Origin of the sequence: Streptomyces sp. NPDC050988, assembly GCF_044456225.1 — a bacterium.
In the GTDB taxonomy this organism is placed as follows: Bacteria; Actinomycetota; Actinomycetes; order Streptomycetales; family Streptomycetaceae; genus Streptomyces.
In genome coordinates this window covers 219926-232520 of the sequence record NZ_JBITFQ010000008.1, presented here as the reverse complement: position 1 = coordinate 232520, position 12595 = coordinate 219926, and the positions used below count along the sequence as shown (strand labels likewise).

Annotated in this window: 15 protein-coding genes; 10 read left to right on the top strand and 5 right to left on the bottom strand. The window is 69.7% G+C overall.

Translation table 11 applies throughout. The features are described 5' to 3' along the window. The first annotated feature begins 172 nt into the window (after positions 1-172). A complete protein-coding gene (aspS, locus tag ACIBEI_RS20335) occupies positions 173-1936 on the top strand; it encodes an aspartate--tRNA ligase (RefSeq protein WP_398890639.1) in 1764 nt (587 codons plus the stop codon). Positions 1937-2072: 136 nt separating this feature from the next. On the opposite strand, the gene ACIBEI_RS20330 is transcribed toward aspS, so the two are convergent. Then, positions 2073-2378, bottom strand: a complete 306-nt coding sequence (locus tag ACIBEI_RS20330) for a hypothetical protein (protein WP_398890637.1) — start codon at positions 2376-2378, stop codon at positions 2073-2075. Between the two features lie 370 nt (positions 2379-2748). On the opposite strand from ACIBEI_RS20330, the gene ACIBEI_RS20325 reads away from it, so the two are divergent. The 7 genes from ACIBEI_RS20325 to ACIBEI_RS20295 all read left to right on the top strand — a co-directional run bounded on the left by ACIBEI_RS20325 (position 2749) and on the right by ACIBEI_RS20295 (position 7936). Next, entirely contained in the window at positions 2749-2919 is a 171-nt protein-coding gene (locus ACIBEI_RS20325) for a hypothetical protein (RefSeq protein WP_398890635.1), read from the top strand. Between the two features lie 78 nt (positions 2920-2997). Continuing rightward, positions 2998-3306 (top strand): hypothetical protein, encoded by a 309-nt coding sequence (locus tag ACIBEI_RS20320; RefSeq protein WP_398890633.1) that lies wholly within the window; start codon positions 2998-3000, stop codon positions 3304-3306. Between the two features lies 1 nt (position 3307). Next, positions 3308-4099 carry a B12-binding domain-containing radical SAM protein gene (locus ACIBEI_RS20315; protein WP_398890631.1) on the top strand — a complete coding sequence of 264 codons (792 nt, stop codon included), beginning with the start codon at positions 3308-3310 and terminating at the stop codon, positions 4097-4099. Between the two features lie 79 nt (positions 4100-4178). Then, positions 4179-5186, top strand: coding sequence for a hypothetical protein (locus ACIBEI_RS20310; protein ID WP_398890629.1), 1008 nt, complete (start codon positions 4179-4181; stop codon positions 5184-5186). Continuing rightward, complete coding sequence (locus ACIBEI_RS20305) at positions 5183-6139, top strand: JmjC domain-containing protein (RefSeq protein WP_398890627.1); 957 nt, start codon at positions 5183-5185, stop codon at positions 6137-6139. Before ACIBEI_RS20310 ends, ACIBEI_RS20305 begins: the two co-directional genes overlap by 4 nt. Before the next feature lie 175 nt (positions 6140-6314). Continuing rightward, complete coding sequence (locus ACIBEI_RS20300; protein WP_398890625.1) at positions 6315-7292, top strand: intradiol ring-cleavage dioxygenase; 978 nt, start codon at positions 6315-6317, stop codon at positions 7290-7292. A gap of 221 nt (positions 7293-7513) precedes the next feature. Beyond that, on the top strand, positions 7514-7936 hold the full coding sequence (locus tag ACIBEI_RS20295) for a hypothetical protein (protein WP_398890623.1): 423 nt from the start codon (positions 7514-7516) through the stop codon (positions 7934-7936). 85 nt (positions 7937-8021) lie between these two features. On the opposite strand, the gene ACIBEI_RS20290 is transcribed toward ACIBEI_RS20295, so the two are convergent. Beyond that, complete coding sequence (locus ACIBEI_RS20290) at positions 8022-9482, bottom strand: ATP-binding protein (RefSeq protein WP_398890621.1); 1461 nt, start codon at positions 9480-9482, stop codon at positions 8022-8024. A 92-nt stretch (positions 9483-9574) separates the two neighbouring features. Then, positions 9575-10003, bottom strand: coding sequence for an ATP-binding protein (locus tag ACIBEI_RS20285; protein ID WP_398890619.1), 429 nt, complete (start codon positions 10001-10003; stop codon positions 9575-9577). Between the two features lie 248 nt (positions 10004-10251). Between ACIBEI_RS20285 and ACIBEI_RS20280 the strand changes: the two genes are divergently transcribed. Next, on the top strand, positions 10252-11094 hold the full coding sequence (locus ACIBEI_RS20280) for a helix-turn-helix domain-containing protein (protein ID WP_398890617.1): 843 nt from the start codon (positions 10252-10254) through the stop codon (positions 11092-11094). A gap of 3 nt (positions 11095-11097) precedes the next feature. Next, positions 11098-11277, top strand: a complete 180-nt coding sequence (locus ACIBEI_RS20275; protein ID WP_079053342.1) for a DUF397 domain-containing protein — start codon at positions 11098-11100, stop codon at positions 11275-11277. A 290-nt stretch (positions 11278-11567) separates the two neighbouring features. Here ACIBEI_RS20275 and ACIBEI_RS20270 read toward each other — a convergent pair whose 3' ends face one another. Continuing rightward, positions 11568-11945 carry a hypothetical protein gene (locus ACIBEI_RS20270; protein WP_398890614.1) on the bottom strand — a complete coding sequence of 126 codons (378 nt, stop codon included), beginning with the start codon at positions 11943-11945 and terminating at the stop codon, positions 11568-11570. Between the two features lie 20 nt (positions 11946-11965). Further along, a partial coding sequence (locus ACIBEI_RS20265) for a tetratricopeptide repeat protein (RefSeq protein WP_398890612.1) occupies positions 11966-12595 on the bottom strand: 630 nt, incomplete at its 5' end.

Genomic DNA, 12595 nt, shown 5'->3' with positions numbered 1-12595 from the left:
CTGTATGGAGAGGTGAACGAAGGCTGCCACCGAGGCAGGTGAGACGCGGGTGAGCAGCCAGGGCCGACGGGGTGGCGGAACTATTGCGAACGGCGATCTTGGGGCGGCCGGTAGGCTTGCTGTGTTTCACGTGAAACAACGCCCCCGACCGCGAAGACTGGATGAAACGACGATGCATCGGTACAGGTCCCACACCTGCGGCGAGCTCCGCGCCTCTGACGTCGGCACCGACGTCCGGCTGAGCGGCTGGCTGCACAATCGCCGAGACCTGGGCGGCATCCTCTTCATCGATCTGCGCGACCACTACGGCATCACGCAGCTCGTCGCCCGCCCCGGCACCCCCGCGTACGAGGCCCTGGACAAGCTCTCCAAGGAGTCCACGGTCCGTATCGACGGCAAGGTCGTCTCGCGTGGCACGGAGAACGTGAACGCGGAGCTGCCGACCGGCGAGATCGAGGTCGAGGTGGGCGAGGTCGAGCTGCTCGGCGCGGCCGCCCCGCTGCCCTTCACGATCAACGCCGAGGACGGTGTGAACGAGGAGAGGCGTCTGGAGTACCGCTTCCTCGACCTGCGCCGCGAGCGCATGCACCGCAACATCCTGCTGCGTACGTCGGTCATCTCCGCCATCCGTCACAAGATGACGGCGCTGGGCTTCAACGAGATGGCGACCCCGATCCTCAGTGCCACCTCCCCCGAGGGCGCGCGCGACTTCGTGGTCCCGTCCCGTCTGAACCCGGGCAAGTTCTATGCCCTCCCCCAGGCGCCGCAGCAGTTCAAGCAGCTGCTGATGATCTCGGGCTTCGACCGGTACTTCCAGATCGCGCCCTGCTTCCGTGACGAGGACGCGCGTGCGGACCGTTCGCCGGGCGAGTTCTACCAGCTCGACGTGGAGATGTCCTTCGTCGAGCAGGAGGACGTGTTCCAGCCCATCGAGAAGCTCATGACCGAGCTGTTCGAGGAGTTCGGCAAGGGCCGTCACGTGACGTCCCCGTTCCCGCGCATCCCGTTCCGCGAGGCGATGCTGAAGTACGGCTCGGACAAGCCGGACCTGCGGGCCCAGCTGGAGCTGGTCGACATCACCGACGTCTTCGAGGGCTCGGAGTTCAAGGCCTTCGCGGGCAAGCACGTACGGGCCCTGCCGGTGCCGGACGTGGCCGCGCAGTCCCGGAAGTTCTTCGACCAGCTCGGTGACTACGCGGTCTCGCAGGGCGCGAAGGGCCTGGCCTGGGTGCGGGTGGCCGAGGACGGTTCGCTGACGGGCCCGATCGCGAAGTTCCTGACCGAGGAGAACGTCGCCGAGCTGACGAAGCGCCTGTCGCTCGCGGCCGGCCACGCCGTCTTCTTCGGCGCTGGCGAGTTCGACGAGGTCTCGAAGATCATGGGCGCGGTCCGCGTCGAGGCCGCCAAGCGCGCCGGGCACTTCGAGGACGGCGTCTTCCGGTTCTGCTGGATCGTCGACTTCCCGATGTACGAGAAGGACGAGGAGACCGGGAAGATCGACTTCTCGCACAACCCGTTCTCGATGCCGCAGGGCGGTCTGGAGGCCCTGGAGACCCAGGACCCGCTGGACATCCTGGGCTGGCAGTACGACATCGTCTGCAACGGTGTCGAGCTGTCCTCCGGCGCCATCCGGAACCACGAGCCGGACATCATGCTCAAGGCCTTCGAGATCGCGGGCTACGACCGTGAGACCGTCGAGGAGCAGTTCGCGGGCATGCTCCGCGCCTTCCGTTTCGGCGCCCCGCCGCACGGCGGTATCGCCCCGGGCGTCGACCGCATCGTCATGCTCCTCGCCGACGAGCCGAACATCCGGGAGACCATCGCGTTCCCGCTGAACGGCAACGCGCAGGACCTGATGATGGGTGCGCCTACGGAGCTGGACGAGACGCGACTGCGGGAACTGCACCTCTCGGTGCGCAAGCCTCAGCCGAAGTAGGGCCCTGCGGGCCCGGCTCTCCTCAGGTTCGGCTTGCGGGCCCGGCCCGAAAGCCCGGCCCGCGGAGCGCTCCGCGGGTCGGGCTCGTTTCGTCTGCGGGTTCGTTGTGGCTGGGCGCGCAGTTCCCCGCGCCCCTTTAGGGGCGCCCCTCGTTCGGAGTGTCGTCGCGGTCCAGGAGAGGCGGGAGTTGCAGGTCGCCCCGTACCGGGCCCTCCTCGTCGTGGCCGCGGGCGTAGCGGTGTATGCGTACCTGGAGGTTCATGCGCCGGGACTCCTTGCTGAGGCGGCGTCGCTCGCGTCGGCCGGCTTCGTCGTCGTCCAGGTCGTTGTACCGTCGGCGGGTCTCCCAGAACGAGCGCTCCTGGGCGGCCGCCGCCTCCCCGGGCGTGACGTCCTCCGGGTCCTGCGAGTCGTCCCGGCTCTCGCCGGATTCGTCTGTCATGTGACACAGAGTGGCATGAAGCGGCGGTCACGGAGTGTCAATTCCCGGATGCTGCCATGTGGGTGACGAAGATCCTTCGCGCGCCGTAGAGATCCGGACAGCGCTGCTGTGCCACGGCCGAGATCCTCCCGGGAGTGTCGTGCTTCCTCCCTGGTCGGAGCCACCTTGCGCGGCTTGCTCGCGCGGAAAACGCGCCCTCGTTTCACGCTCCTCAACTCTCCCTCGCGCGACGTCACTTACTGGCCATTCGCCTGTTTGACGACGAAGCGTCCCGGCCCACACGCTCCTTGGGCACGCGGTCTCCCTGTTGCTCAGGGTGACTCCGGATGGGCCCCAGGCTGCCCGGGGCCGGACGAGAGGAAGACCAACGATGGCCCGTAGCGCGGAGACCCAGCAGAAGCCGGTCCGCAAGTCGCTGACCGAGCGCACCCACGAGGAGCTGGAGATCGCAGGCTTCGACGAGGTCGAGACCCCCGAGGCGGACATCGTCAGCCTCGGCGGCGCCAGCTACACCAAGATGCTCGGCAAGATCTACGCCTGACCGCTCCCCCTCGCGGCTCCGGCGTGCGATGCGCCGGGGCCCCGAGATCCGTCGCGCCGGACCCCGGAGAGCCCGTCGATGCTGAGCATCACCTCGGAACTGCCCTACTTGGACCAGGCAGGTCACGTCTACGTGCCGCTCGCCGGACCGGCACGGTCCTGTCTGAAGCTCAACCGTCACGCGTCCCGCGTCTGGCGCGAGGCCCTGCGCCGCCCCGTGGACCTCGACACCCTGCCCGGGCCCGACCGGGACTTCCTCCTCGGCCTCACCCGGAGCGGCGTCCTGCGCACGACCCCCGCGCCGGCCTCGATGACACGGCCCGCATCCATGTCAGGGCCGGCGTCAGCCTCAGTGCCCTCGCCCGCGTCCCCGTCCGAGGGAGTGTGAGATGGGCACGCTGACACGGCCGGCCATCGCCTTCGTCAACCCCTCGGTCGGCTTCTCGGACCGCCGCAAGTCCAAGCCGATCGGGCTGGCCTACATCATGGCCTACCTGGAGAAAGCCGGATTCCCCAGCTCGGGCTTCGACTTCGGGGACTCCGAGGACGACGCCGTCGAACTCGCCGCGCACTACGGCCTCGACCGCTTCGACGTCGTCGGATTCTCCGTCTACAACGAGTCGTTCCGCGCGGCGATCGCCATGGCCGAGTGGATCAAGAACCGTAGACCGGAGTGCCTGATCGTCCTCGGCGGCCCGCACGCCACCGCCGTCCACGAGCACATCCTGCGCCGCTACCCCTGCGTCGACGTCGTGGTCCGGCGCGAGGGAGAGGAGGCCATGCTCGATCTCGTACGCGGCCTGGGCGCGGGCGCGGACGCGGACGGGGACGGGGACGGGGACAGGTACGTGGACGTGGACGTGGACGGGGGCGTGGACGACCGAGCCGGGCTGACCGGGATCAAGGGCACCACCTGGCGGGCGCCCGACGGCGGCGGCCTCCTGGTCAACGAGGACCGGGACTTCGTGCCCGACCTCGACCAGATCCCGTTCCCCGACGCCGAGTTCACCTCGCACTCCGGCTACCCCGACCTCACGTACTACCGCTCCCACGGCCGTACTCGACCTGGAGGCGGACGAGGACGGCCGACGGGCCTCGTACGGGATCTGGTGCGCGGAGGCCCGCGGACTGATCGACGAGGTCTGGCGGTGGCTCGCCGAGCGGCGTCGCGCCGCCGGTGAACTCCCCTGGTGGTGCGGGGAGTCGGCGCTCCCGCTGCCCCACGACTCCGTACGGCGGCTCGCTGAGGTGACGGCCCCGGTGCGGGACCTCTCGGAGATCGCCGCGGCCTGGGCCCGCCCGGCCGGGCTGCGCGGCAGCGCCACGGCCGAGTACAACTGGCGCTGGCTGATGCTGGGCAAAGGGGTGCTCGGGCCGTCCCTCCCCGGTGATGCGTTCAGCGGGAAGCTGCCCCCGCTCAACGAGCTGATCACCCTGCTGGTCGGGCAGGCGCGGCGGCGCGGGCTGCTGCCGTCCGCCCACCAGGTGAAGGTGTTGCGGCGCCCGAACACCCCGTCCATGGTGATGCCCGTACGGCTGCCCGGCTCCTCGTTGCTGTCCCTGCCGACCGCGGTCACTCCGGTGACGGTCCAGTACCTGCAGCACGAGCTGGCCCATCTCGCCGAGCACGCGCTGCGTCCGAGCGACGCCCCGCTCGTCGAACGGTGGACGTTCGATCCGCTGCGGTCGGAAGGCTGGGCGCTGCTGCTTGAGCACCTGGCGGGATCGACCGCGTTCCTCGCCCGGCTGGGGATCGACGAGGAGACCGCCGCGGTCCTCGCCCGTTTCCACGCCGAGGAGGAGCGCTTCAGCCGTGGCCTGATGGCGGCCGACCTGGCGCTCGACGCGGACCTCGCGGGCTGTCGTACGTCGGCCGAGGCGCTGGACGCCGCGTCGGCCGTGGCCGCCGGTACCGGACTGCGGTGGGCTCCCGCACTCCTCCTGCTGCGGCAGACCCGCGTCCTGCACTGGCGCTCCTACCTCGCGGGTTACGCCTGGCGGGACACCGTCCGCGCCGAACTCGCCTCCCGCTTCGGCAACAGCCATGGCAATGGTGGCGATGGCCATGGCGACGGCAATGGCAATGGCAATCGCTATGGCCATGGTGGCGACGGCTGGGCGGACCGGGACGAGGCCTGGGCGCTGCTCCGGAGCGCGCTGGCCCGAACGGGACCGGCAGGATCCGCCGCGGGATTCCTGGACGCGCTGCGGCTTCCCGGGCCGACACCACCGCATGCCCGCTCCCGACCCCACGAGGAGGCTCGATGAAGACGACCGAGGCAGCGAGCAGGACGGCGACCGGCCCGGCGGCGACGGAGACCGGCCCGGCGGCCAGGGCGACCACCGGCCCGCTGGACGGGCTCCGACTGCTCTGCCATGACCCCCGTACCGCGGACGACCTGCCCTGGGGCGAGGCGCACGCCGTCTTCGACGCCGCGCCGGAGGTCGCCGCGATCGTGTCCCGGCAGGACCTGGAGGACTGGCTGGACTGCAGCCTGCTCCACTACCCGGTGCTGAACGCGATGCGCGGCGGCATCCCGGTGCCACCCGAGGCGCTGACCAGGGTCATACACGTGTCCGGCGACCCCCGGGCCGGCTACGTGGACGCGGCGAAGGTCCGCTTCCAGTTGGCCGCCGGGGCCACCGTGGTCGTACAGAACCTGCACGAGTGGCACCGCCCCGCACAGCACCTGTGCCGTCGCCTGGCGCAGCTGTTCTCGGCCAAAGCGGGAGCCGTGGCGTTCTGGACGCGGGCGGGGGAGGACGGCCTGCGCGTCCACCGGGACGACGGCCATCTGTTCGTGGTGCAGATCTCCGGGACCAAGCGCTGGTATCTGTACGACACCCCGCGCGACGCGGCCGACTGGAGTCCCGGATACGTGGAGGACCTGGCGAGCGCGCAGACTGTTGACCTGCGGCCCGGCCAGGTGCTGTATCTGCCCGAGGGCATCGCCCACCACACCCGCACCCTCGACACGGAGTCCGTGCACGTCACCGTCGCGATCAGGGAGCCCCGGCTGCGGGACACGGTCGAACTGGCCGTACGCGCCTGTCTTGCGCGCATCCCCGACCACGCCACCCTCTCCGGAACCGCCGCCGAGCGGGAGGAGACCGCGGACGAACTCCTGACCCGGCTCGCCGAAGCACTCGGGCGCGTGGACCGGGCCGCCCTGGTACGCGACCTGTCGCGCCGCGCGGCCGAAACCCGCGGAAGCCGTTGAGCCGGCAGGGCTAGCTTGAGCCGGCAGGGCTCGGTCGAGCCGGCAGGGCTCGCTTGAGCCGCAGGGCTCTGTTGAGCCGCACGGATCGATCGATTCGCGCCACGTCGCCATGAACACAGCAACCCACAGTCCGTGCCCACGCCCTTGACAGTCTTCTTACCTAACTTCCCTCTCCATGACGGGAATCCAAGGAAACCAAGCAGCCCAAGGTCCGAAACACAAGCGGAACGTGACGCGCCGAAAGGTCGTCGTGGCAGGTGGCGCGGCAGTCGCCGCGGTGGGCGTGGGCGGCACGATCGCCGCGACCGCGAACGCCGGCCAGACGAAGAAGGGTGCCTCGCCGACCGCCTCCTCCACCTCCTCGGAGACGTGCTACAAGCTCACGTCGGAGACCACCGAGGGCCCGTACTACATCGACGCGGACAAGATCCGCCAGGACATCACCGAGGACCGGGAGGGCATCCCGCTCACCCTGCGCCTCAAGGTGATCGACAACGAGACCTGCAAGCCCATCAGAAACGCCGCCGTCGACATCTGGCACTGTGACGCGCTGGGCCTCTACTCCGGGTACGAGGACTCCTCCACCGGCGGCGGTGGCGGCACTCCGCCCAGCGGAACGCCCACGGATGTCCCGTCCGGTACGCCGACCGGTGCCCCGCCCGGAGGCGGCGGTGGCGGCCACCAGGAGCCCACCGACGACAAGCGCTACCTGCGCGGCACGTGGAAGACGGACAAGCAGGGCTTCGTCACCTTCAAGACGGTCTTCCCGGGCTGGTACCAGGGCCGCTGCGTCCACATCCACACCAAGGTGCACGTCAGCGGCACCTGGACGGACGCGGGCTACGAGGGCGGGAACACCTGCCACACCGGCCAGTTCTTCTTCGACGAGGAGTCCGTCCTCGCCTCGGCGGAGGTCGAGCCGTACTCCACGTCGACGACCGAGCGCACGACGCTCACCGAGGACACCATCTACGACCAGTCCGGTACGGCCGGCGGTCTCCTCAAGCTCAAGTACAAGAAGAACGGCATCGCGAAGGGCGTCCTCGGCACGATCACCATGGGCGTCGACCCGGACGCGACCCACGAGGGCACGGACGCCGCGGTGCAGCCGGGCGCGTCGGCGACCACGTCCGCCTCCGCCTCGGCCTCGTAGTCCGCATCGGCGAGCCGACCGCAGGGCGGGCCCGGGGAGTGGGACCCCGGGCCCGCCCTGCCCGTTCGGCGGCCATGGATCGGCAATTTGTGGGCATCTGATCAGGTGGCGCACAGGATTCTCGTCGGAGACGCACAGCGGCAGGGAGTCTCATGGGTCGTGCGGGATGAGAACCTCCCGCAGAAGACCGGCAGCGCCGGAGGAGACCACCGGAGGAGATCATGGGATTCGCCGTGCTGTTCGCACTGCTGCTGATCGTCGGGGCGGTGGCCGCGGTCGTCGTACAGCGGCGGTCGAACGGCGCGGGCGCCATGTCCGACCTGGACGCGGAGGCCGAGGCCAACCGCTGGGTGGTCCGGCTGGGCGGCAGCCTGTCCGCCTTCACCGCCGGGGCGCGGGCCGACCGGACCGCGGCCCGCGAACTGTCGGCCGCCGCCGAACGCCACCGCACCGCCCGCCACCAGCTGGCCACCGCCCGCACCCCCGCCGAGTACGCGGTGGTGACCCGCACGGCCCTGGAGGGCATGCACCACGTCCGCGCGGCCCGCACAGCGCTGGGCATCGCCCCGCCTCCGGGTTTGCCGTCCGTGGGGATGCCGTCCCCGGGCCAACGCCGACACCAGAGAGATCGCGTCCGGACGTAACCGGATCCCGTTACGAGATCCCGTTACGAGATCCCGTTACGACATCCAGTCCTGACCTGGTGAGGCGACGCCTGACGTTCGGCTCTCAGGACCAGGCGGAGATGACGTCCCGCGGGCCCCACACCAGCTCGACCCCGCCCCCCATCCCGCTTCCGTCCACGGGTCCGGTCGCCCCCGACAAGGACACCACGGCCAGCCCCGTGGAGCCCGGAGTGAAGCCGGGAACCTGGGCGGCGCCCGTCCGCAGCGCGGTCAGGTCGTGCTGGTCGAACGGCGAGGCCAGCCACTTCACGGAGCCCGCGAAGCAGAGGGTGCCCGCGACGGGGGCACGGTCCGCGCCGACCAGATCGATCTCCGGGGAGAACTGCCGGTTCCACCAGCCGCCCACGAACTCGGTGTCCGGCCAGGGGAAGTCCCCTGAGGCAGCGGCCAGTTCCAGTGCCTCGCGGATCAGTGGTTCGACGGCCCGCCCCCGCCAGGATGCCCATCGTCGCTGGACGACCGCGTACGCGGCCTCGGGCCGGCCTCGCCTCGACAGCTCCTGAGCGGAACGCATCGCGGCCAGATACAGACGAAGGTTGCTGTCGGCCACGCGGTAGAGGGCGGGTTTGCCGGGGCGTGTGGAGAGGGGGGTGTCGGCGGCGAGGACACGCTTCTCCTCAGTGAGCCGCCGCAGCAGGGGGGACAGTATCCCGGAGGGCAGCGCTCCACTCTGGCTCCCGGCCGTCGCCGCGATGGTGGCGTGCGTACGGTCGCCGCTTCCCACGGCCTCCAGTACCCGGCGGGACTGGTCGGGGGCGGGGAACTCGGCCATGAGGGCGGCCTCGGGGACCCCGAAGAGCGGTGAGGCGGGATCGGCGCACTCGGCCTCGATGAAGTCGAGAGCCGGGGTGCCGTGCGGCCAGGCGCGCAGAATCCCCGGCAGCCCGCCGGAGACGAGGTGCGCGTCGATGGCGTCCGCCGCGTCCAGCCCCAGTGCGTCCCCGGTCTCGGCCGGGTTGAGCGGACCGAGAACCAGGTTGTCGGCCCGCCCGTAGAAGGGCCGGTCGTACGCCGTGAAGCGTTCCATCATGTGGAGATCACTGCCGAGCAGCAACAGGAGCACGGGCCGGTTGGCCAGCAGCCGGTCCCAGGCGGTCTGCAGCGCCCCGTCGAACACGGGGTCCTGCTCGGCGAGCCAGGGCAGTTCGTCGATGACGACGATGCTGGGCGACTCGGGCAGCACGGCCGCGAGCGCGCGAAAGGCGTCGGGCCAGTTGGTCGGCGCGCTCGCCGGTACGAGTTCGGGTTCGGCGGGGAGAGAGGACTCCCGCAGCTCGGCCATGAACGCGGCGATGCCCTCCACCGGGGAGGCCCCCTTGGTCGCGGTGAAGAAGACGTACGGCCGCCGAGCCCCGTCACAGAACTCCTGCACGAGCCGCGACTTCCCGACCTGCCGCCGCCCCCTTATGGCAAGGGCAGCCCCCGCGCCGCCGGCGGTGACACGGTCGAGACGCTTGCGGAGGAGAGCCAGCTCCGCCTGACGGCCTACGAAGGGGGTGGGCATGGGGCGCCTCCCGGACAGGGAATCTACGTACCTAGAAGCATTCTACGTAGATTCAATCTACATAACATTCCCATGGGTGCCCAGGCGGACGTTCACGCAGCCGGGGTGAGCTCGCACCAGACGTACTTGCCGGGCTCACCGCTGCTCCTGGCGTCCCGCTGGAGCGTCCAGCCCCAGGTGTCCGCGCAGGTGTGGACGAGGGCCAGGCCGCGGCCGTGTTCGGCGTCGGGGGTGGTGCCGTGCGCCGGCCTGGGCGGGTTGGGGTCCGAGTCCCACACGCCGATGCGCAGGGCTCCGGCGGAGACGCGGAGCCGTATGGCGGCAGGGCCCTTCGTGTGCTGCACGGCGTTGGTGATCAGCTCGGTCGCCAGGAGTTCGGCGGCCTCCGTGAAGTGAGGAAGGCCGTGGGCGATGAGGATCAGGCGGAGGGTGCGGCGGCAGATCGTGACGGCCCGCAGGTCGTTGGGGATGTGGAGGGTGTACTCCAATGGTTCTTCGGGTTCTTCGACGGCTTCAGACATGCGTCAACTCCGGTTCGTGGTCAGTGAGATGGAGTACGCGGCGGCTGTCTGGCGGTGGCTGTGTCGCTCCCGTCGTGGCATGGCGGGGCGGTGCGCTTCCGGGGTCCCGGGGTTCCGCAGCGTGTGCGTCGCGTCACCGACGGTAGGGCCAAATGTTTCGCCCCGGCAAGTCGTTCGCGTAACCTGACACCCGATCGGGGACGTTCAACCCCGTCCGAGGACCGTGTTGTTCAGGAAGTGGGGGCAGTGTGCCCGCGAGGATTCAGCCGACGGCTCGGCAAGTACGCCTCGGTGCTGAGCTGCGGAAATTGCGGGAGGCGGCGGGGCTGACCTCCCGGCAGGCGGCCGCGTTGCTGGGGACCAACCCGGCTCAGATGAGTCAGATCGAAGCGGGCAACGCGGGAGTCAGCGGAGAGCGCGTGCGCAAGCTCGGGGTGCAGTACGACTGCTCCGACACCGAGTTGATCGACGCCCTGGTGGAGATGGCGACAGACCGTACGCGCGGGTGGTGGGAGGAGTACCGAGGTGCGCTTCCCGCCGTCTTTCAGGACCTGGCGGAGCTGGAACACCACGCCACCTTCATGCGGGTGGTCGGTACCGTCCACGTGCCCGGACTGCTTCAGACCGAGGAGTACGCGCGGGCGGTGTTCGGCTACGTGGTGCCGGAACTTCCCGAGAACGAGGTGGAGTTGCGAGTGGAGCACCGGATGCGCCGCCAACAGATCCTCTCCGGAGCCCCCTACGAGGCGGTGCTCCACGAGTCCGTACTGCGCACGCGCGTCACCGATCGCCGGGGTGCCCGTGCTCAACTCGACGAGTTGCTGCGCCAGTCGGAGCGGTCGAACGTAAGCGTGCGGGTCATCCCGTTCGACGCCGATGGGTTTGCCGGGGCGGGCGCGATGATGCTCTACGCCGGTGGGCGGGTACCGGCGCTGGACACCGTGCAGCGGGACGCCCCGTACGGCTCGATGTTCCTGGACGCCTCTGCTCGACTGCTGGCCATGCGAACGCTCTTCCGTAGGGTGGAGTCGGCAGCCCTGACACCTGCCCGGTCTCGGGACTACATCAGCCGACTGACGAAGGAGCTGTGAGCCGTGATCCAGTGGCAGAAATCCTCATTCTCCGGTGGCGGAGACGGCAACGAGTGCGTTGAACTCGCCCCCGGAGACGGCTTGTTGCTCCTCCGTGAAAGCGATGACCCCGCCCGAATACTCTCCGCCACCCCCACCGGCCTCGCCGCCCTCCTCCACCACCTCCGGGCGAACCGTCCCTGACCGCGGACGACGACGAGACGAGTCTCGTGGGGTCATGCTCTACGCCCCCGACGGCTCCGGCCAGTGTGTGTACGCGGAGCCGGACGGCAGGCCCGCCATGCTGCTCAGTCGGCGGTCTGGCCCCGGTGCCCGAGCCACCCGAAGCGGACTCGGTCTGGGTCTGCCCAAGTACTGGCGACACCGCGGCCCGCATCGGCGAGCTGCCTGTGTCGGAATCGGGTGCAGGTGTGAGCGGCCGAGCGTTTCGCCGAGGCCGAGGCGGACGAAGGCGCTCACGGCGAGGCCGCTGATCAGGTCGACCCGTCGCCGTTCTGGGCGCTGTTGAGCGTTTCCTCGATGGTGATGTCGATGCAGCGCTCGCGCTCTGCCGGGCTGATCCCCGCCTGGGGTGTGTCGAGCCGGTCGAGCTGCACGCGGACGCGGCGGGTGACTGCCTCGGGTGGTGGCGTGGGGTTGCTCTTCCTGAGGTCGTTGTAAACGGTCCAGGTGAGGCTGGCGATGCTCACGATGAGGGCACCGAGGGAGACGGGGTCGACGTACTGGTCGGGGCGGGTTGTGGTTCCGCGGGTGTGGAGGGCGACTTCCACGTCCGTGGTGAGCGCCGGGGCATGCGGCGTGATCAGCCGCTTTGCCGCGGCTCGGGCGCCGAGTTCGACCGGGTCGGCCATGGGTGGTCTCCTTGCGGTGCTCAGTCGGTGGCGGGTGGGTCTTCTGCGAGGACGAAGGCGCGGATGGACGGGGGCAGGGGGCTGCCTGTGACTGACTGCCAGGTCTGTTCGAGGGCGCCGATTCCCAGGGAATTGGTCATGCGCTTGAGGTGGGCTGGGCCGGGGCCGGTCGATGGGTGAGGGAACTGCTCAAACTGGGTGACGCATTGGACCATCCACTTGAGAGCCTCCCCCGGCTGCTGCTGGTTCTCGGCCAGAAGGCCGAGTTGCCCGTAGGTGCTGGCCATGCCGGGCTTATTGTCGAGGCCCTCTTTGATGGTGAGGGATTGGCGGTACCAGTTTTCGGCTTCGTCTAGTCGGCCTCGTTCTTCGGCAATCACGCCGAGCTGGTGGTAGGAACTGGCCATGCCGGGCCTGTTGTTGAGGTCTTCTTCGATGGTGAGGGATTGGCGGTACCAGTTTTCGGCTTCGTCTAGTCGGCCTCGTTCTTCGGCGACCCTGCCGAGCTGGTGGTAGGTGCTGGCCATGCCGGGTCGGTCGCCGAGGTCTTCGTTGATGGTGAGGGATTGGCGGTACCAGTTTTCGGCTTCGTCTAGTCGGCCTCGTTCTTCGGCGACCCTGCCGAGCTGGTGGTAGGTGCTGGCCATGCG